The sequence below is a fragment of the Streptomyces sp. NPDC043878 genome, assembly GCF_056435735.1.
On the sequence record NZ_JBWKDW010000004.1, the window covers coordinates 285,373 to 305,005 of the forward strand.

Consider the following 19,633-nt stretch of genomic DNA (forward strand, 5'->3'; position numbering starts at 1 on the left):
AAGACACCGGGCCTGAGGTTCCCGAGGGAAGCAGCACCATGCGGGAAGCAGGAACAACCGGAAGGAGTCACGCGCATGCCCACGTTCCCGTCTTTCGACGGCCTCGAACTCACATACCACATATCCGGGGAGGGGCCACCGATCGTCTGCCTTGCGGGAGGTCCCGGACGAGCGTCCGCCTATCTCTCCGGAATCACCGCCGGCCTGCCCGGCAGCACCGTCATCCGCCTGGACAACCGTGGCACCGGGCAATCCGCCACCCCGGACGACCCCGCGACGTACCGTGCCGCCGCCTCGGTCCACGATGTCGAGGCATTGATGAGGCACCTCGGCTACGAGCGCCCCGTTCTGCTCGCGCATTCATCCGCCGCCAACACCGCGATCCTCTACGCTCTGCGCCATCCTCACCGGGTCTCTCATCTCATCCTTGTCGCTCCCAGTAGCCGTCTCGTGGGCATCGACGTCAAGGACTTCCACGAAGCGCTGTTGCTGCGGGCACACGAAGAGTGGTACCCGCAGGCTCGCCAGGCGATCGACGGCTGGGTCGGCTCCAGCACCATGGCGGAAACCCTGCCCTACCGAGTGCCTGCGGCTCCCTTCTACTACGGCCGTTGGGACGAAGCGGCGCGGACGCATGCGGAGAGCGACCTGGAGCAGATCAGCCTCGCCGCGGCCGAGGGCTTCTACGAGGGATTCGACTTCGACGCTGAGTCCCTGCGCACGGCTCTGCGGCAGCTGCCCGTTCCCGTACTGGTGATCACCGGTGAGCTGGACCCCTTCCCCACGCCGAGCACCGGCGAACGGCTCGCAGCCGTATTCCCTCACGGGAAAACGTTCGTTCAACCGTCGGGAGGTCACTTCCCCTGGCTTGACGACCCTTCGGTTCTCGCTGAGGCGATCCATGACCACCTCAAGGGCGGCGGGGCTGCTTAGCGACGGCGTACGTGGTCCACGTCCACCCCGTACACGGAGAAATCGCCCAAGCACCAAGCACACCAGGCGGAACCCTTCCGCTCGATGCTCCGGCGGAGTCGCGCGGCAGCATCGTGCCGTGTGGCCTGTCGTCGCCCTCGGGACCGAGGAACCAGAACCGTCGGGCGCTCATCAAGGCACCGCTCGTGTCGGTCCGGGACCGGCTCGACACCCACGTCTCCCGAACGATGCGAGAGTTGATCGACGCACGGGAATGGCTGACGGTGTTCCTGCCGCCCACCTGCTTTCCCGACCTGAACCTGGTCGAGGCCGTGTGGGCCCGCGTCAAGTGAAGCTGGACGCCCCTGGCGGTCGTTACGGCCTGCGCCACGTCGTACCGCAGGTCTGGCACACCAACACCACAGATCACGGACCAAGATCCGGACCAACTCGGCTCAGCGGCAGACGATTCCACCCTTTGCCGCAGGTCAGAGGTAATGGTGAGCCTGTACCACCAGCAGACGAAGAACCTCCTGGCCTACTCGCCGAAGAAGCTGGACCTCTTCTAGGCGGCCGAGAAAGGGCGCCTGACCAGGCAAGATTCCCGTCAGACGCCCTTCGCAGCGCACACCTGAGCCGTGAGTCGAGATGCGCCCTTACTGCCGATGTCCCCCACTCGTATCCCAGCTCTGCCCAGCAGTTCCGGAACATTTCCGGGCCAAGGTCCCGCTGTGTCAGCCACAGCCCCCAGGCAGACGCCCCTCTGTGGACTGCGGGTCTGCGTCGGGACGAGCGCGATACTGCGGTACGTCGAGCGCCGCGGTCCAGGAGATGCGGCGCGCCGTGAAGATCTCCATGAGCGGCTGCTTGACGCTTTCAGGGTCGTCGAGGCTGCCGAGCATCACGAACACCTGGCCCGGGAATCCCGAAAGCTTGTCGGTGAAGACCCGGGCACCGCAATCAGGGCAGAAGTTGCGTTCCAGCGTGTTCCCGCTGTCGGCCACATATGGATAGGAACGCGGGCTGCCACTGAGGAGCTTGAAGTCGTCCTGGGCGACGCTGAAGTAGGACGCCATGACACCGCCGGACGATCTCTGACAGTCCTTGCAGTAGCAGTTCGCGACGAATTCGGGTGCGTTGCTGAACTCGTATGTGATGGCGCCGCACGCGCAACGCCCTGTGAACTTGTCCGACATGACTTACTCCTTCGAGTTCCTACCGATGACACCCTTGGGCGCAGCTCTGACGTGACCAGACTGCATCCTTGATCCGTTCGACGCCCCTCAGTACTGGGCAGGAACCCCACGGATCAGGACGTCCTTCCCGGATCGGCCTGAACCACCGACGCGGGACGGCGGGGAACGCACCACGAGCAGAAGCCGCCAACCCCCTATCCGGGGAGAAATGGGGAGAGGCGCCCAAGCCGCAACAAGCCGCGAAGGGGCCAACCAGGGCCAGACGCTGATGCGTTGGATCTACCAGCCCCGCGCCGATCTCGCTTATCTGTTGCTGGTAGTACGCACTGGATCAGCTTGGATCTCCCCACCATGTCGGCGGCACGCTCACGGACATGGCAATTGAGCGGAGGCACGGGCTGGCGGCGTGCGAACGGGTCGACGGGGGCGTCACACGCGGCGCTGGTTCCCGCACTCCGGTAGTTCGGGGAGTGGGCGAGGGAGCATCTGCCGGAGGCGGAGCGGAACTCGAGGCGTTGAGAACCGTAGCGGCAAAGACCGATGCGGCGCGGAGGGACATGGATCCCATTGCGCGGGACGACAACGGCACTGCGAGAACGGTTTCGGAAGGTGGCGGCGAGCTGCAGTTCGCCGCCACCGGGGTCCGGGCCGGCAGTCGCGACGCCGCTATGCGTTGACAGGTGTTTGCTGTAGGGGCGTGACACCGTCCTGGTTGCGGACCTCCTTGCGGAAGCTGCCTGGTGGAGTTCCGAGTTCGCGTTTGAATGCGAGGGCGAAGGATGCCTCGGAGCTGTAGCCGACGGTGTCTGCGATGGTGGCGATGGTCTGGTCGGTGGTGGCGAGGCGGTGCGCTCCCAGTTCGAGGCGCCAGCGGGTGAGGTATTCGAGTGGCCCTTGGCCGACGGCGGCTTTGAAGCGTGCGGCGAGCGTCGAGCGGGAGACGTGTGCAGCGTCCGCGAGGAGGCGTACCGTCCAGCGGCGCGCCGGATCGCCATGGATGGCGTGCAGAGCCGTGGAAACGACGGGGTCGCCGAGCCCTTGGAGCCAGCCGGCCCTGTCCGGGTGGTGGGTGAGGTGGCAACGCAGGACATCGATGAGCAGGACGACAGCGAGGTGCTCGCTGACCACATTCGCGCCGATGTTGCCCGTGCGGGCTTCGTGGTCGATGCGGTTGAGGAGGTGAGGGACCATCGCCGCGCCTTCAGCATGGGCGGGAAGGTAGATCAACGGCGGGAGCGTGTCCAGCAGCAGCTCGCGGGCGCGGCGACCGAAGGCGAAGCTGCCGCCCACCAGACGTGCGCTGACCGGTTGCTCGACGACGCCCACCTCGGCACTCGTGCCGTCTGTGGCACGGAAGAAGGGGGATGCCTGCTGCACGCCGGCTTGCGCCGAGGTGAAGAGGACGAATTCCTGCGGCCGGGTCAGAAGGAAGGAGTCACCTGTGCGGAGCAGGAGTGGCTTCTCCAGCCCTTGTGTGTCGATCAGGCAGGAGCCGGCGAGTACGGAGTTGAATTTCGCGCCGGCGGGCGCAGGAAACCGCAGTGCCCAGTCTCCGTGTCCGGTCAGCGTGGAAGCCCGTTCCGCACGGACGTCGACAAGAGCGAGGACTTCTTCGAGGGGGTCCACACCCGATGGACGATCTATAGGTTCAGCTAGCCTCATTATGTTCGAGAGTCTACTTCATGACTCCTGTCCTGTACTCAAGAATCCCACTACAAGGAGCAAGCAGTGCGGGGGCGAAGTAGGAGTCATCGGCGTTGCCGGGCAGGCCAGGCCCGCAGTCCACCTTGCAGGAGACGTACACGTTCACCTCAGACAGTTCACTGCCGAAAGAGTGGGTTGAGGCAGGGCAGCTGGATATGTTCAGGTCGGCGACCGCCTCGTTCCGGTCAGGTTCTCGCCACTGAAGAAGGACGCTCCGGAGTACGCAGCCGCCGAAGCTGACGAGGCCAGTCCAGGCAAGCGCGGCGGCTCCACTGGCGGCCACGGCGGCAACGAATCGTCGGGCTCTCGATTCACCATGCTCAATTCACCTCATCGACAGGAACGAGGGCGGTGCGAGAGGGCGGAGAGGAGTCCACTACCGGCCGAGCCAAGATTATTGCGCTTTAAAATACCCATGGTCAGGTAGGAACGGACCACTGATAACTGCAGGTGCTTCCCCATGGCACACGTGTGCAAGACGAGCCTATGGGCAGACACCCAGGTGTGACCCGCCCGGCCGCAGCAATACTCACGCCCGCGACGGGCCAAGCGGTCCGTCGCACTGGCTCGGAAGGTGCCTGGCTGTGCGACTGAGGTAACGGGAACCAGGAGACGCGGTCCCTTAAACCGAACCTATGTACTCTCAGCGGGGTCGATCACTATGTACATGACCGATCGGCCCTGCTTGTGCCGTCGGATGTGGCCCTTGGCGACGAGACCTTCCAGCGTGTTGCGCACAACTTGGGATGTGGGTTCCCGATCCGGATGCTTCCGCAAGAGTTCCTCGCGCAGTTCCCTGGCCAGGCGCGGCTCGCGATGAGCGCGAAGCAGGTCCAGGAGGAGGTCTCTGAGCAAGGGCTGTTTGCCGGCGCCGTTTCGGGTCGTGCTCTCCGCAGGCAGATGGCGGCTGCTCGCCGACGCGTGCGGTGGGAATCCAGGCAGGCTCTGACCGTCGAGTGCGGCGACCTCCGCCGGCGCCCCCTCCTGGGCCTGACGCGGTGCAGGAGTCGTATTCGGCGCAGCCGCGGGATGCCCCGCGAGGTTGCAAATGTCCACCAGCAGCGACTCCTCTTGCCGCAGTTCGTCCAGGTGGCTGATCAGTTCTGCTTGCCGACGGCGGTTCTCCGCCAGGTCCGCTGCGGCTTGTTCCGCGTAGCGCGACCTGAGGGTGGCGGGGGCAGATTCGCTGGGCACAGCCGCTTACTCCCTTGCATGTGGATGACGCTGCGCATGGTACTCAGGGGTCTGGGCCTGGCCGAGCCGCAGGAACGCACCAAATGCACGACAGGTCAAGTATCACTTGGAGTCGGCAGACCGCAGCGTTAGGGGCACCACTCGATGCTGGCAGCTGGCCACACATACGTATGAGTCGCAAAGTCATCGTGAATCCCGCCAACGAATCCAGGCCCGGCACCCTGATGACGCCCGGCCATCCTTGCCGACCTGATGGCAAGCCCCCACACGCCGATTGTCCACCCGGTGTCAGGGCTCTGTTGCCAGCGGGTAAAGTACCCGTCGAATGGCGTCTGTAGGCGGGGTGAGGAGAATGGTGAGCACCAGGAGTTACCGTTCCCCACGTCGCATGCACGGGGCAGCTGAGACCCGTGCCGCGATCCTTAAGGCAGCGGAAGAGCTGTTTATCGCCCAAGGCTACTCGACCGTGACGGTGGGGAAGATTGCTGCGGCTGCACAAGTGGCGGTGCAGACGGTCTACAGCAGCACGGGTGGCAAGGCGGACATTCTCATGGAACTGCTCACCCCCGCGATCGAAGACCCGAGCGTCGAGCGAACGATACGAAGGATCAACGAAACCGAGGATCCGCGTGAGGTCGTCAACGCCACCGCGCAGGGGACACGGCAGGGACACGAGGGACACTGGCGGATGCTGGCGGCCTTGGTGCCCCAATGCCATGCCGAGCCGACCGCCGCAGGGGTGCTTGCGGCGGGCAACGCGGAGTTCATGAAGGTACTGACGATGATTGCCGAGCGTCTGCGCCATCTTGATGCTTTGCGTCCCGGCTTGGATATTCCTAAAGCGGCTGACCTGCTCTGGTTCTACCTGGGCCAGGATGCCTGGTTCAGTCTGGTTGGTCACCGGCAGTGGAGCTTCGACGATGCCGAGGAGTGGCTGGCTGGGGCCGCGAGGTGGGCCGTGCTCGCCGAGCCTGAGGCCGGACGGTAGCAGGTCAGTCCGTCAGCTGCATCCGGGCCGTCGCGATGTCGATCCGCCCGATCGAAATGGGCTGAGCGATACGGTTGCTCTCCTGCGGCTGCGTGACGAGGCGCAGCATGTCTCCTGCGTGCGCCCCCTGGACAGACAGCGCCGCGAAGGGGAAGCCATCACCCCAGTGGACCGTTCGCATACCTGCATTCGATGCGGCGGCAGCCGCTGACAACTGCGGTCCTCGCGCCTTTCGCGGACACGGCGCCACCCGCTCCGGCTTCCGTAGGGATGGGGTTGCGGCGCCGGCCACGTCGGAGGGGCAGGCGCCCTACGCACAGACGTCGCCGTCTGAGCGTCCACTTTGACGCACAGCGAGAAGGGCGCTCACCCGGCAGACCCCGGCTGAGGCGCTGCTTGCGGGTAGGATCCGGTCGCACAGAGGCGCCGGGAGATCTCCGGCTGCGTGCGGATGCGCGTAGTCCGCCGCCGTAGCGGCAGCGTCATCATCGAGGGACTGTCATGGCCGATCCGATGCAGTGATCGGTGCTCCGTCCACGCGAAGTGCTCAGGCTCTCATGATCGACGCAATCCGAGGCCGACCCGGCCGTTCAGTTCGCGTCTGCACCCCTGAGAAGCGCGAGCGACGCGCGGGCCTGTTCCCGCATGACGGGCACGAACTCCAGTGCAGGCGCAGGCAGTCCCGACAAGATGAGGGATACCTCTTCGGGTGTTCCGACCTCGTCGAAGAATCCCACTGTCAGGTGCGCCGCTTCCATGGGGGAGGTGGCGATGACCTGCCGAGAGAAGGCCGTCCAGCTTTCGGGCGACACGTATTTCTCAAGCGCGGGGAACAGAATGGGCTCCTCGTGTTCCAGGTGGCGATGGACGAGATCGCGCACAACCTCGGCCGCCTGATGCAAGCCCTCGCGGTCCGCGTCGGTTTCGGTCGGTGCAACCGCCAGCGCGTCGAGCGCCGCGTCCAACTGGTCGTGTTCCTTGCTGAGGGCGGCGAGCTCTTCGGCGGCCTCCGGCGCAGCGGCGGAGATCATCGGCCAAAGCTGGTGATCTTCCGTCTCGTGGTGATGGTGGAGATTCTTCACCAGGTAGTCACGGAGTTCAGCGACAGCCGCGAGGGGCACGGACGGGCGAAGAGCGGCCTCGGACAACAGGGTGGTGGCGCGGCGGTGCAAGCCATGGGACAGGCGTGTCTCAGTGACGGCAACGGCCTCTGTGCCGGAGTGGTTCATGGTGATCACTCTAATCGATAGAGGTACCACTGCGTGAAACTTTCACGGTGTTAACCCGCGGCCATGGAGCCACTCCACCAGCGACCATCACCACACGTAGCCCGCCAGACTGTTTCCTCGCCGCGGGCACGGCACCTGGGAGTACTACGCCTCACAGACACGTATCGTCGGCATCACACGTCCCGCACGGTGGGATGCGTGGTGCACACTCCTGCGACCTCGTGCGTCATCGGCCCCCTCACGGGTGCGGTCGGCCTGCCTTCGCCGCCACTGCGCCTACCACCTGCCCGACAGCGGCACACTCGTCAGCGGGACGCCCTGGTCACCGGCCACCCGGCTTCTCGGGTCGCCGGCCCTCAGCTGCTGCCCGGCACGTTCCACGCGGACCGCGGCCGGGCCCTCGTCTCCCCGACCGTGCTCAAGGGAGTGGACGCCGGCACTGGACTGCCCGGGCACGGACCGGTGCATCTCGGAAGCGTGAACAAGGCTGCGGCCCGGGCCCTCGATCGGGCTGCGGGATGAACCCGAAACGGTGTGCCGCCGAGCAGCAGGACCTGCAGAGGAACCTGCTGGGCAACCCGATCAGCTGCACACGCAGTTTCGGCTGTTGAGGACCAGCGTTCGGAGCTCATACGGCGGGCTCTCGGTGTGCTCCGGCTACTTGTCGAAGGCGCGGTTGAAGAGAGCCTCGCCTTCGGCAGTAGCCAGGTTCGTGCCACCGCATACCGGGACTACACCGGCCTCGGCTGTCACGAGGTAGCTCTGACCTACGTGGAACACGAGAGTCTCGCTGCCCCCGTCGGCTCCGTCGTTCGTGAGCCGGGCGGTGTCGGCGTCACCGCCACGAAACCAGTGGTCGATTCGGAAGACGACCTGGTCCCCCTTTTGGCTTGTGACCGAGCCCTCGAAGGCGACCTCAAGCCGGCGCAGCGAGTCGATCGTGGGCTCCATGCACTTGGCGCCGCCACCACCCTCCAGGGTCAAAGCCAACGGTGCACTGGCCGGCGCCTGGCTGCCTGGCCCGTCGTACACCGCCCTCCAGGTCGCACCACCGCCCACTACCAGCACGGCGACGGCGGCTACCGCGAGCGCGAGACGGCGGCCACGGTGGGCCGTGCGAAGGGCAGGCACAGGGATCCTGGTGGCGGAGGAGCGGGGTGTTTTGTCGGTGGTCATAGCAGCCTCCACAAGACGGTTGATGTCGGATGCCGGAGGCGATGCAGTAGCAGCCGGGTCGGCAGCTCTGAGCCGGGCCAGCAGCTCGTCGTCATTCATCGATCGCTCCTTTCCTCGTCCGTCTCATGTCCGCCACCCCGGTCGTTCTTTCGTCCGAGTTGCGCGGCGAGTCTGTTCTTCGCCCGATGCAGCCGGACAGTTAACGCACTGGGCGTTGGCCCAGCCACCTGGGCAATGTGACGCGGCGCCAGCTCCTCCCAGGCCACAGAAGCACGACGTCTCTGTCCAGTGAGCGCAGCGTGCACAACGCCCGGTAGAGGTCGGTGTCGGCGTGGTCGGCGCCGCCCGCCGGCAACGGCCGGGGCGCCCGGACGGGTCGCCCTTTCAGCCGCGCTCCGCGCCGGGAAACTCGGTGGGCGTCGGCAAGACATCCGCGGGCTACGCCGTAACACCAGGGCAGGACTTCGTCCCGGTCGGACGACTTCTGCAGTACGGACACTGGTCATCGACGCGACGGCCGGGGAGACGCCGGCCATCCACGACGCAGCCGTCACCCGTCTCGTTCAAATGGGGGTCAGCCCCACGTCATGGCTTTCCCTGGCCTCAGAGTTCCAACGGACCTATGACGACGAGAGGACCGTCGGTGTGTACTACGACCTGCTGACACTCAAGCCTGGCATGAACAAGAACCTGCAAGCCCTGCAGTCGGCCGTGGTTCTCGGTCAGACGAGCTGAGCACGTACGGAACGGACGCATCCTGCTCAAAGTTCTTGATGTCGTCCTGAAAGGTTCTCGTCGAAACCCAGCGTTCATCGGCTCCTTGGCGAGCCGCCTCGATACGGCCGGCTCTCTGTCCGCTGCCGATGACCTGGGTGAGCGGCTCAGTCGGCCGACACGTCTCGTGGCATCCAAGGCAGCTTCCACGTGTCCCAGACTGTGACTGCCGGATCACCGATCGAGAACTTGGCAACCTGTATCCGCCGTTTCCGGCTCACCTGCGGCGCTCCGGTGTCCCAGGACCATGGCACGTCCAGGCGGGTGGCGCGGCTGGAGACAATGCTCGGCCACTCTCTGCCGCCGGCGAGGTGTACACGCCGCTGGCACTCGGCGCGAGCCGGGGTGCGTTTTCCCCGGCCGTCGCAATCGCCCAAATCCCGCCGCATCCGCTACGGCGGCTGGCGAAGAAGCCGTCGGACCCGTTCTGTGACAGCGGACCGTGCACAGTCCTGCCGCTCTGAACGCGGTGGGCGGGATGAACGGATCGGCCTGCCCGACCGCGCCCAGCCGATGCACCGCTTCCTAGCAGCAACCCCCGTCCGAGCGCGTCCTGCTTACACCGCCTCCGTCCGCCAAGTACCGCTGCGGCCGCAACTTGGGGGCGGAAGACGTCATTTGGTCATCCAGGCCCTCCCTGACTCCGCGGCCCGGTCACCGCCGTCCGGTGTGGGTGATCAAGGTCCCCACAAGACCGTCGGCGTAGGGCAACTACGCTGATGAAGTCAAGGCAGGGCACGCAGCCCGCAACCGGGCCAGCAGATCGTCGTAATTCACAGTTTGCTCCCTCCCACAGCTGTCTCATGTCCTGGAGGGCACTCGTTCTTTCCCACGAGTTGAGCGGCCAGCTTCCTCTTCGCCCGAAGGAGCCGGATGCTTACGGCATTGGGCGTCAGGCCGGTGACCTCCGCAATCTGACGCGGCGCCAGCTCCTCCCACGCCCATAGCAACACCACTTCGCGGTCCCGTTCACCGAGCGTGCCGAGCGCGGCGTACAGATCGGCGTGGTCGGCGTTCTCGGTCCCGGTCGACTGGTTGGTGCGCGTCAGCAGCTCCTTCAGCCTGAGCCTGCGCCGATGTGCCCGGCGGGCGTTGGCGAGGCAGCCTCGAGCCACGCCGTAACACCATGGCAGGACATCATCAGCAGCGGTCGCGAGGTCTGTTTCCTTCAGCGGGGCGTCGTTGATCCGCCGCCAGAGCACCAGCAACGTCTCGGACATGACGTCCTCGACCATGTCGGCCCCCGCACGCCGCAGCAGGAACCTGTGGAGCGGCCCCGCTACCACGTGCACCAGTGCTTCGAAGCGGGCCTGCGGCTCCTCAGGTGTTTCCTGTTTCCTCATGGCTTCCACACCCTGCTCTGTCCGGCACCGGTCGGCTTCTTTCGGCCGAACCCCACAAGCCGTGCAGAAGTCGCCCCCGATCCTTGGGCATCCGAGCATGTGCGGCCGATGCTCGCCTCGGTGCGTTGAGCCAACAGAAGCCGGCTAGGGCCTGTCCGGCGGATCATGTGACGTCTCGCGCTCCGGTTCGTTGGCATGTCCATGGGGCGTGAATATCTCACGAACGAGGAATGGGCCCGACTGAAGCCGCATCTTCCGAAGTCCGGCAAGCGGGGCGGCCGTTGGGCCGTGGCGGGACCTGCCGACGCGTTTCGGGAAGTGGAAGACCGTGTGCGAGAGGCACCGGCGCTGGTCGGCGGACAGCACGTGGGACAGACTCTTCGCGACGGTCCTGGCCGACGCCGACGTCGAGGGCCGCATCGACTGGTCGATGGTGAGTGTCGACTCGACCTCCTGCCGCGCCCACCAGCACGCCGCCGGTGCCCGCAAGGAACCACCACGAGTGCCGGGAAAAAGACGCACGCCCCGGCAGCACCGCCCCGATGAGGGACTCGGACGCTCCCGGGGCGGCCTGACCAGCAAGTCCACCTCGCCGGTGAGGGCGGGCGCCGCCCACTGGCCCTGCTCATCACGCCGGGTCAGTGGGGCGACGCCCCGCAGCTCATCCCGGTCATGGAACGCATCCGCGTCAGTCGGCCCAGCGGCGGACAGCCGCGCACCCGGCCCGATCACCTCGGCGGCGACAAGACGTACTCCTCCCGCCGCAATCTCCGCTACCTGCGACGACGTCAGATCAAGCACACGATCCCGGAACCAAGAAACCAGCGGGCCAACCGCCAGGCCCGCGGCAGCAAGGGCGGCCGGCCCAACGGCAACGGCTTCGACAAGACGATCTACAAGCGCAGGAACGAAGTGGAGCGGACGATCAACGCGTTGAAGAACTCCCGGGCCGTGGCCACGAGGTTCGACAAACGCGCCTACATCTTCCACGGCACCGTCACCGTCGCCTCGATCCGACTCTGGCTGCGCCCATGATCTGTCCGGGCAGAGCCTAGGTCCGCAGATCCTTGCGGAAGACTGTGGAGCTGTGCCGGACCGTCATGCCCACTCGCAGGTACAGGTCGAGCGCGCCGGTGTCCGAGTGTGTCCAGAGCGTGCAGGAACGTCGGCCCGCCCGGTGGAAGGCGCGGAACGCATGGCGCAGCAGGAGTCGTGCGATGCCGCGGCCCCGGTAGTCGTGGCGCACCGCGACCTGCTCGATATAGCCCTCGTCTGTCTCGGGCAAGTCCAATGACAGCGCGGCACCGACCAGTTCGCCGCCGTGGAATGCAAGCGGCGACAGGGCGGGCGCGAAGGTGGGCCGGTCGACGATATGCTTCGCCCACTCCGCATAGGACTGGCGCCGCTCTTGCCATTCATCGAATGCGTCCTGCACCAGCATATGCGTGGCGGATTCGTCACCAGTGCGCAGTGGCCGGACCGTAATGCCGGACGGCGCTTTGGTCACCTCCGGTTCATCCGGCATGGCGAACTCCAGCAGCCAGGCCGTCACGAGCGGGGTGTATCCGCGCGAGTGAAGCAGAGCCACGGCGCCGGCGTCGCCTTCCGGGACTGTCTGCACGATGCCCTCGCTGTCCGCCTGGAGGGCTCGGTCTTCGGCCCAGCCCAGGAGCGCAGCACCCACGCCACGGCCACGATGGTCCGGATGCACGTGAACCTCGGAGCGCCGATCCACCCAGGCCCACGCGGCCAGCCGGCCACACAGGTCGTGGACAAGCACGATGTCCGACTCGGGGATCAGACCGGGCCGGGCGAAGACAGCGGCGATGGCCCCGGCATCGGCCTGCACCCGTCCGTACACCGCCCGCTCGCAGCCCGCGACCAACGCGTGGATCGCACCAACGTCGTCGGTAGTCGCAGGGCGTGAATGGTAGCCAGGCGGCAGCACCGGGGCGAGAACGGACATCAGACGACGGTAGTGCGACGCCGATCACACCGTCCAGCCCTTTACGACCTTACGAGAAGGCTCGGTCACGACATGATCCGCCGGACAGGCCCTAGCGCGAACGCGCGATCAGTGTGCTGGCGCCATCGTGGCTCACCGACCACCGACGACGCTGACGGTGCCGCCCGTTTTCGTCTGAGCTGCTTTCATCTCCCATACGCTTCGTGGAGCAACCTACGCACGAGCCGATTGTCGTACAGTCCCCGGTAAGAGCTGATCAGCCCGTCTTCACCGACTTCCAGCCGGTCGTCGCCATGGAAAGCGATGGGTTGGTCGCTGCCGGCCGGGGTTCCCTCGAAACGCCACGCGACGACGATGGCGTCTCGCTCCACCTCGATGTACAGCCCGACACGTGTGAACGAGGACGAGCCCTGCGGGAACGTTCGCGCCATGCTCAGCACGTGCTGGCGGACGGCCTCTCGGCCGCGTCGTGTATCGCCCAGTGCCGGTTCGTCGTAGAGCAGATCCTCTGCGCACAATGCCGCGACCGCGTCACCGTCCAAGTCGTTCCAGGCTTTTTCCCATTTGTCACAGAGCGTTGCGAAACGTGCAGTGCGATCGGCGCTGGTCGTCATCGTGGTCACACCCTTGATTCGTACAGGTAGCGGGGACAGTTCCCCGCCTGAACTGATGGAAGACATGAAGGGGCACGTGCGACGGTCGTCAACGACTCGACCTCGCTGGCAGTCTGCGCCCCGACCGACTCTTGAGTTGCCGCGACAGCATGGCCGCCCCCTCGGCGTCTCAACTCGAAATGCCGTCCGGCCAAGGCTTCACAGGTTCCCTGTGCATGGGCGTATCCAACGCCCGGAGTGATGCTCCACATGTGCCGTAACGGAGGGCGACGATCTCCGCCACGATGGACAAGGCGGTCCCCTCGGGTGTGGGTGCCCCTGAATCCAAGTCAATGGCGAATGGAGCCTTGCCGGCTCTCGCCGTTGAACCCGGCCTCGCGCAATCTGCGATGGCGGTCCGCCCCGTGCGTCGGCGATGCGCCGGCAGCGGCCAGCGTTCGGTTACTGCACCACTGTTTTGAAGCGGTGCTGGTAGGCACGCGGTGAGACTCCCAAGCGGCTGATGAAGGCCCGCCGCAGTGTCTCCATGCTTCCGAAGCCCGACATGAAGGCGGTATTGGTGACCGATTCGCCGTTGTCGAGAAGCGAACGGGCGCTGTCAAACCTTACCTGCTCCACGAACTTGGCAGGCGTCGTCCGCACTTCCTCCTGGAAGAGGCGGCAGAGGTGGCGCGGGGAGACAGCAGCGCGTTTGGCCAGGTCAGCGAGCGTGTACTGCGCAGAGGGGTCCGCGACGATCTCCGCGGTCAGCTTGCGAACCAGCGGATTGCGCCGGGCAACTGCCACCGAACCCGCGACATCGTTGTCCGGCCGTTGGTAGACCACGAGATCCCGAGCGACAACGCTGTGCACCTTGTCGCCTTGGTCCTCCTTCAGGAGGTGGAGAGTCAGCGCGATTCCGGCGCTTTCTCCGGCCGAGGTGATGAGGTTCCCGTCCGTGACGAGCTCACTGTCATGAATGATCTCGGCCTTCGGGTAGAGGTCCTGCAGCCGCTGGGTGTGGTTCCAGTGCGTCGTGACCTTGCGGCCGTCGAGAAGGCCGGCGGCTCCCAGGACGAAGGCGCCCGTGCACAGGCTCGCCACTCGCCGTGCGCGCCCAGCAAGATGACGTGCAGCAGATACGTGTTCGGGAGTGAGGGTGCGGGTGGGCAAACTGCAGCCACCCGCGATGATCACGGTGTCGACGGGCCCTTCATCGTGGGCGTTGGAGTCGGCATGGAGAGCGAGACCGCTACCAGTCTTTACGTCCTCGCCATCCGGGGAGCAGACGACGAGGTCATAGTTGCTGCTTGCGTGCCGTGACTCGGCGAAGACTTCCGACGGAGCGGCAACATCGAGCATGGATACACCGTCGACCACCAGCAGGACGATTCTTCGTGTCCCAGCTGTGTCTGGTTCTGATCCGTTCATGGGTTGATCGTAAGAATCAACTAGCTGATGTGTCAATTGTTTAGAGAGGTCTCTATCAACCTGACTCTCGTGCACCTCCCGCCGACGCGGCCCCAGTTGCCCGCGTTCAGGGCCCGACAGTCGCTCCCGTCCGCCTGTCAAGCGGGGCTTGGCCGCGTCGACCGCGCCCTTGGCGCATGCGCTGGTGTGCGTCAGTGCAGGTAGGTCCCGTCTGCACGGTGGTGGAATGGCGAGCGCCGGCGAGGGTGAGGTGCCACAGCGGTTCGAGGCGTTTCTCCCAGGTGGACACAGGGCGTAAACCCCCGCCCCCGTCCTTCTTCACCCAGCGGCGATGGTCGGTGCTTCTCGACAGCCTGGTCGGCAGCCGGCCGATCTCGACCTGCAGCCCAGCGTGGCGTGTCTTCCTGGGAGCGGAGAAGCAACGTACTGCGGAATGACGTATTCACATGTCCCCCACCGCCAGGATCTCAGTGATGAACGAACACCTCCTCGAGATACGTGACCTCAGCAAGGTCCTCCCTACAGCTGCGAAGCAGACACCTGCTTCGGTGTTGCGAGGTATCTCACTCGACGTCGCCCGCGGCGAGTTCGTCGCCATCGTCGGACCGAGCGGCTCAGGAAAGTCCACCCTGCTGTACTGCATGTCGGGACTGGAGCCGCCCAGTGCGGGGACGGTGACCCTGCTCGGGAAGGACTTGGCCCGCCTCGACCGTACGGCTCAGGCGCGGCTGCGACGCGACCACGTCGGTTTCATCTTCCAGTCCCATAACCTCATTCCCTCGCTCACCGCATCAGAGAACGTGGCCCTTCCCGCCCGGCTCGCCCGGCGTGAAGCCAGCCGAGAACGGATTGGCGCCGCGTTGTCGGCCGTTGGTCTCCGTGGGCAAGCTCAGCAAAACCCTCGCCACCGAGTGAGGCCACGAGGGCCTTCTTCGGGCCCCTCGGTTGCGGAGCCGTCAACGCGCGAGCGCCGAGCGCACGCCGCACAGGAGGCCGGTTTTCCGTCATGCGCAATTCATGAATCTTCCCTGCGGGGCGGGTGGGGTCGCACGGAAACGGCAGTGCTTGTCCGTGGCTCACAAGCACTGCCGCAGCCTGGTCTGTCAGCCCTTGGTGGGCTCTTGCGCCTGAGCGAAGTCCGCGACGTGGTCCCGCGCGAAGTCGGTGATGGTACGGGGTGGGTTACCGGTCACCTTCTCCACGGTGTCGGTGATCTCGGCGCCGTAGCCTTGGCGCAGGATGCCGTCGTAGAGGGTGGCGATGTCCTCTGCGTATTCGGGCGTGTTGCCGTCGGCCGTGTATCGGCGCAGGAAGTCCTCCCGGGTGGCGTCGAGATGGCTGAGAGGCTGACCGACGACCTCGCCCACTCGGGCCAGGGCCTGGTCGATGGTGAGTGCTTCCGGTCCGGTCAGCACCAGGTCGCGGTTTTCCGTGGAACGGTTCGCGAGTTCGATCGCGGCGACGTCGGCGATATCACGGGAGTTGATCATCGACATCGCGCCGTCGCCCATGGGCAGGGGGAGGCGGCCCGAGGAGTCGATCCAGTGAATGTACTGCAGCAGGTTGTCCATGAAGAACGCAGGCCGCAGCACCGTATACGTCAGGCCACTGGCCGTCAGTTCCTGCTCTGCCGCATGGTGGACACGGGCCAGGGCCAGGGGTGCCTCGGGGGAGGCGCCGCCGACGCTGAGCTTGACCAGGCGTCGTACTCCCGCCGCGGACGCTGCCCGGATCACGAACTGTTCCTGGTCGAGCTGATCGGGCACATTGGCCGCCACCAGGAACACCGCGTCGATACCGTCCATCAGCGGAGGAACGGCCGTCTCGTTCGCGAGATCGGCTACCACCACCTCGACACCCGGCAGTTCGTGGTCGCGCAGAGCGGCGGCACTCTGCTGCCGACGTACGACGCCCCTGACGGATGCTCCCTGCTCGGAAAGCTTGCGCACCACCAAGTTGCCGACCGTTCCTGATGCGCCTGTTACGAGTACCTTCATGTCATTCCTCCTTATATGTGCGACAGCCAGAGCAAAGCATGCTGTTCGCTGTGACCACCGGTGGAAACCCCGGGGGCTGGACGCCGGCACGGAGCAATGCGGCACCCCCACAGTCCTGCGTCGCGGGGTGGCGCTCTCCTGCTCCTCCGCGCTGGTGGTGCCCCAGGGGGAGTCGCTGCCAGAAAGTTTCCCTATTCCGGCTGCACGTCCGGGCGTGACACTGCCGATCTCGGTGGCTGGTGGCGCAGTCGCGTTGCCGCGATCAGAACGGCTATCAGCGCGGGGACGGCGAAGACGGTGTAGTCGGCCGACAGGCCGAACCTGTCGACGAACAGGCCTCCGACGAAGGAGCCCGTCGCCAGTGACAGCTGGCTCACCGTCACGAACAGCGCCAGGCCGCCTTCCGCCGTGGTCCCGCGCATCATGTAGGTCTGCAGGGAGATGGGAACGGCTCCGTAGCCGACGCCCCACAGGAACAGTGCGACGACGACTGCGGACTGGGAGTGCCACTGCCCGAGGACGAGCACGGACACCGCCAGCACCGCTGCTGCGGTGCCCAACGTGGCGGGGACACTGCGGTCGAGCGTCGCTCCGGCAGCGAAGTTGCCGATGAACCCTGCGATCCCGTAGAGCAGCAGCAGTCCGCCGACTGCCGAGGCGGAGAAACCGGCCTCGTCCGTCAGAAACGTGGAGACGAAGGTGTAGGCGCCGAAGTGACCGAAGAACAGCAGTGCAGACATCATCAGGCCGACCCGGACCTTAGGTCGGCGCAGCAGTCCGAAGACGTCTCCGGCGTGCAGGGCGCCCGCGGCGGGCATCTTCGGCAGGGTGCGCAGCTGGACCAGCAGGACCGAGATGCTCAGTACGCTCGCTGCTGACAGAGCCGATCGCCAACCCCAGTACTGGGCGACAATGTTGCCCAGCGGCAGGCTCACAACCGTGCCGGCGGAGATGCCAGCCATCACCAATGAGGTGGCTTTCGTCACCTGTGCCAGTGGTACGAGCCGGGGGCCCACGCCGGCACCCATGGTCCAGAAGGCGCCGATTGCGCCGCCCAGCACCAGGCGGGCTGCCACGAGGGTTCCGAAGTCGGGGGCGATGGCCGCCAGCACATCCGACAGGGCGACGACGCCTGTCAAGCCCCACAGGACAACGCGCCGGTCAAGCTGTCCGAAGGCAAGCGTGAGAACTGGTGCAGCGACGGCGGCGAGAAGGCCGGGAAGGACGAGGGTCAGGCCCGCCCTTCCGGCTGATACGTCGAACTGCACCATGATGTCGGGCAGAACCGCGACCATGACAAACTGGGAGAGGACAAGCGCGAAGGACGCAGCAGCTACCGAGCTGACGGCGAACCACCCTCCGCGCCCGTGCCCGGCGGCGGCCGGCAGGGCGGGCTCGTGGGGACCATGGCAGGCGGGCAGAGTCCCCCTGGCGCGCTGTGCCACTGCGCGGTGGCCGTCCCCCGCCGAAGGACCGGCATGTACCTGTTCGGGCTTTTGCTGGGTCACCGATAGGCCTCTCATCAGTAAGGTTGCGCCGGAGACGGCTATCGCGGCTGACGGGTGCAGCTGTTCCGGGACGACGCTCGCGCTGTACGGCATCGACTGTCTGCGGCGCTCCTGGAGCTGTCCGCCCGGTCGTGCCCGCAACATGTGTGCGGGAGACGGTGCTGAAGCATACGTGCGGGCACGTTCATACGTTTCAGCCAGTGCGTGGTGGTCGTCACGTGATACGTCCCGGCTACTCACACGTATCACGTGACGCGGTGGGGGTACGGCCGGGTCCGCGCGCGCCTCATCGCGAGATGGTGTCCGTGGCGTAGTCCCACAAGCGGTCTGCGGCAGCCGGATCGACGGCGTGCGCGGCAACGCCGCCGGCCTCGCCCTGGTCACCGGGGACGACCTCGGCTTCTTGGTTGTCCTCGAAGTAGCGGCCGGCCACACCGGTCACCAGTGGAGACGCGGCAAGGAGCACCGACCCTGCTGCCCCCTGGGGAGGAGTCTTGTAGTAGGGCAGCGGCTTCACATTCCCCTCGTCGTCCATCACTCCGAAGGAACGCATGGTGTCGTCGTCGAGATGCCGCTGCAGGTTGGTCAACACGTAGCCGGGGTTGACCGCGTTGGCTGTGATGCCATCGGTCAACCAGCGGCGCGCCCCCACGGCGAAGAGAACATCGGCCGTCTTGGACTGTCCGTAAGCAACCCACGGGTCATACGGCCGCCGCTCGAACTGCGGGTCCTCGAAGTCGAAGGGAAAACCACGGTGGGCCCCCGAACTCACGATCACGATGCGGGCCGAACCGGATGCCCGCATCGACGGCAGAAGGGCGCTGGCCAGCGCGAAGTGCCCCAGGTAGTTGGTGGCCAACTGCATTTCCCAGCCCTCGGCGCTGGTCACCCGCTGCGGCAGGGCCATGATTCCGGCGTTGGCGACGAGAATGTCCAACGGGCCCTGCCACTCCCCGGCGAAGTTCCGTACAGAGGAGAGATCGGACAGCTCGAGCGCCTGTGCACGAACGGGCCCCGCGCCCGGGATATCGGACAGTTCCCGGACCAGAGAGCGCGCGGTCTCAGGGCGGCGGGCGGCCACGGTGACCTCCGCGCCGGCCAGGGCAAGAGCCCTGACGGTCTCCGCGCCGATGCCGGAGGTGCCTCCGGTGATCACGGCGCGGCGCCCTGCCAGATCGACACCGTCGATCACCTCGAGAGCGGTCGCGCTGACGGCGAAGGGAGTAGTCATCCGGGGTGCTGCGTTCACAAGGGACTCCTAAGCGTGGGTGTGCTGGCGCACCCGAAGCTACTGTCGCCCGTTTGGACGATCCATCGTTGACCGTCCAGTTGATATGAGCGAGCGTCCAAGTCGTGAGTGAGTCGCCTGGGGCCAGTCGGCCGCTCTGGGCTCCTGCCGTAACAGAGGGCAGCGGTACGTCGCAGACCAATCCCCGCAGCGGCCGGAGGAGTACACGGGCCTCGTGCGTTCCGCCTCGAATGCCAACGGTCGCCGATGCCGCTCCCAGTGCCGCTATGCCATGGGTTACGGCTTCCGTGGCGGCCGCCTGTTTCCTGGTGGGGGCGGTCGCCGTCGGGGGGTCAGGCGGTGGTGTTGAGGGCTTCCCTGAGGCTGGCGACGG

The 19,633-nt window shown here is 66.1% G+C and carries 14 protein-coding genes and 3 pseudogenes; 5 read left to right on the forward strand and 12 right to left on the reverse strand.

From position 1 onward, the window contains the following. The first annotated feature begins 75 nt into the window (after window positions 1-75). The gene (locus AC07AZ_RS08945; protein ID WP_478845328.1) at window positions 76-933 is read left to right on the forward strand and encodes an alpha/beta fold hydrolase; all 858 of its coding nucleotides are present in this window, start codon (window positions 76-78) and stop codon (window positions 931-933) included. A 167-nt stretch (window positions 934-1,100) separates the two neighbouring features. Beyond that, window positions 1,101-1,262: pseudogene (locus AC07AZ_RS08950) on the forward strand (transposase); the annotation flags it as partial. A gap of 384 nt (window positions 1,263-1,646) precedes the next feature. Here AC07AZ_RS08950 and AC07AZ_RS08955 read toward each other — a convergent pair. From AC07AZ_RS08955 to AC07AZ_RS08965, 3 genes are all read right to left on the reverse strand, one after another. Then, window positions 1,647-2,108 (reverse strand): GFA family protein, encoded by a 462-nt coding sequence (locus AC07AZ_RS08955; protein WP_478845330.1) that lies wholly within the window; start codon window positions 2,106-2,108, stop codon window positions 1,647-1,649. Between the two features lie 666 nt (window positions 2,109-2,774). Then, on the reverse strand, window positions 2,775-3,734 hold the full coding sequence (locus AC07AZ_RS08960; protein ID WP_478845332.1) for an AraC family transcriptional regulator: 960 nt from the start codon (window positions 3,732-3,734) through the stop codon (window positions 2,775-2,777). A gap of 711 nt (window positions 3,735-4,445) precedes the next feature. After that, a complete protein-coding gene (locus AC07AZ_RS08965) occupies window positions 4,446-5,006 on the reverse strand; it encodes a hypothetical protein (protein ID WP_478845334.1) in 561 nt (186 codons plus the stop codon). Window positions 5,007-5,394: 388 nt separating this feature from the next. Between AC07AZ_RS08965 and AC07AZ_RS08970 the strand changes: the two genes are divergently transcribed. After that, window positions 5,395-5,994, forward strand: a complete 600-nt coding sequence (locus AC07AZ_RS08970; RefSeq protein ID WP_478845336.1) for a TetR/AcrR family transcriptional regulator — start codon at window positions 5,395-5,397, stop codon at window positions 5,992-5,994. Between the two features lie 590 nt (window positions 5,995-6,584). Here AC07AZ_RS08970 and AC07AZ_RS08975 read toward each other — a convergent pair. From AC07AZ_RS08975 to AC07AZ_RS08985, 3 genes are all read right to left on the reverse strand, one after another. After that, window positions 6,585-7,223, reverse strand: coding sequence for a hemerythrin domain-containing protein (locus AC07AZ_RS08975; RefSeq protein ID WP_478845338.1), 639 nt, complete (start codon window positions 7,221-7,223; stop codon window positions 6,585-6,587). 657 nt (window positions 7,224-7,880) lie between these two features. Continuing rightward, entirely contained in the window at window positions 7,881-8,498 is a 618-nt protein-coding gene (locus AC07AZ_RS08980; protein WP_478845340.1) for a hypothetical protein, read from the reverse strand. A 1,448-nt stretch (window positions 8,499-9,946) separates the two neighbouring features. Beyond that, window positions 9,947-10,516 carry an RNA polymerase sigma factor gene (locus tag AC07AZ_RS08985; RefSeq protein ID WP_478845342.1) on the reverse strand — a complete coding sequence of 190 codons (570 nt, stop codon included), beginning with the start codon at window positions 10,514-10,516 and terminating at the stop codon, window positions 9,947-9,949. A 201-nt stretch (window positions 10,517-10,717) separates the two neighbouring features. On the opposite strand from AC07AZ_RS08985, the pseudogene AC07AZ_RS08990 reads away from it, so the two are divergent. Next, window positions 10,718-11,551, forward strand: a pseudogene (locus AC07AZ_RS08990) (IS5 family transposase). 16 nt (window positions 11,552-11,567) lie between these two features. On the opposite strand, the gene AC07AZ_RS08995 reads toward AC07AZ_RS08990, so the two are convergent. The 3 genes from AC07AZ_RS08995 to AC07AZ_RS09005 all read right to left on the reverse strand — a co-directional run bounded on the left by AC07AZ_RS08995 (window position 11,568) and on the right by AC07AZ_RS09005 (window position 14,506). Beyond that, window positions 11,568-12,482, reverse strand: coding sequence for a GNAT family N-acetyltransferase (locus AC07AZ_RS08995; RefSeq protein WP_478845344.1), 915 nt, complete (start codon window positions 12,480-12,482; stop codon window positions 11,568-11,570). A 185-nt stretch (window positions 12,483-12,667) separates the two neighbouring features. Then, window positions 12,668-13,096: a nuclear transport factor 2 family protein gene (locus AC07AZ_RS09000; protein ID WP_478845346.1), complete on the reverse strand. Its 429-nt coding sequence runs from the start codon at window positions 13,094-13,096 to the stop codon at window positions 12,668-12,670. A 441-nt stretch (window positions 13,097-13,537) separates the two neighbouring features. Further along, complete coding sequence (locus AC07AZ_RS09005; RefSeq protein WP_478845348.1) at window positions 13,538-14,506, reverse strand: GlxA family transcriptional regulator; 969 nt, start codon at window positions 14,504-14,506, stop codon at window positions 13,538-13,540. Between the two features lie 473 nt (window positions 14,507-14,979). On the opposite strand from AC07AZ_RS09005, the pseudogene AC07AZ_RS09010 reads away from it, so the two are divergent. Then, window positions 14,980-15,399, forward strand: a pseudogene (locus tag AC07AZ_RS09010) (ABC transporter ATP-binding protein); the annotation flags it as partial. 210 nt (window positions 15,400-15,609) lie between these two features. Here the strand turns inward: AC07AZ_RS09010 and AC07AZ_RS09015 are convergent. The 3 genes from AC07AZ_RS09015 to AC07AZ_RS09025 all read right to left on the reverse strand — a co-directional run bounded on the left by AC07AZ_RS09015 (window position 15,610) and on the right by AC07AZ_RS09025 (window position 19,242). Then, complete coding sequence (locus AC07AZ_RS09015; protein ID WP_478845350.1) at window positions 15,610-16,503, reverse strand: SDR family oxidoreductase; 894 nt, start codon at window positions 16,501-16,503, stop codon at window positions 15,610-15,612. Window positions 16,504-16,694: 191 nt separating this feature from the next. Beyond that, window positions 16,695-18,155: an MFS transporter gene (locus AC07AZ_RS09020; RefSeq protein ID WP_478845352.1), complete on the reverse strand. Its 1,461-nt coding sequence runs from the start codon at window positions 18,153-18,155 to the stop codon at window positions 16,695-16,697. A gap of 142 nt (window positions 18,156-18,297) precedes the next feature. Further along, window positions 18,298-19,242: an SDR family NAD(P)-dependent oxidoreductase gene (locus AC07AZ_RS09025; RefSeq protein WP_478845367.1), complete on the reverse strand. Its 945-nt coding sequence runs from the start codon at window positions 19,240-19,242 to the stop codon at window positions 18,298-18,300. Between the last annotated feature and the right edge of the window lie 391 nt (window positions 19,243-19,633).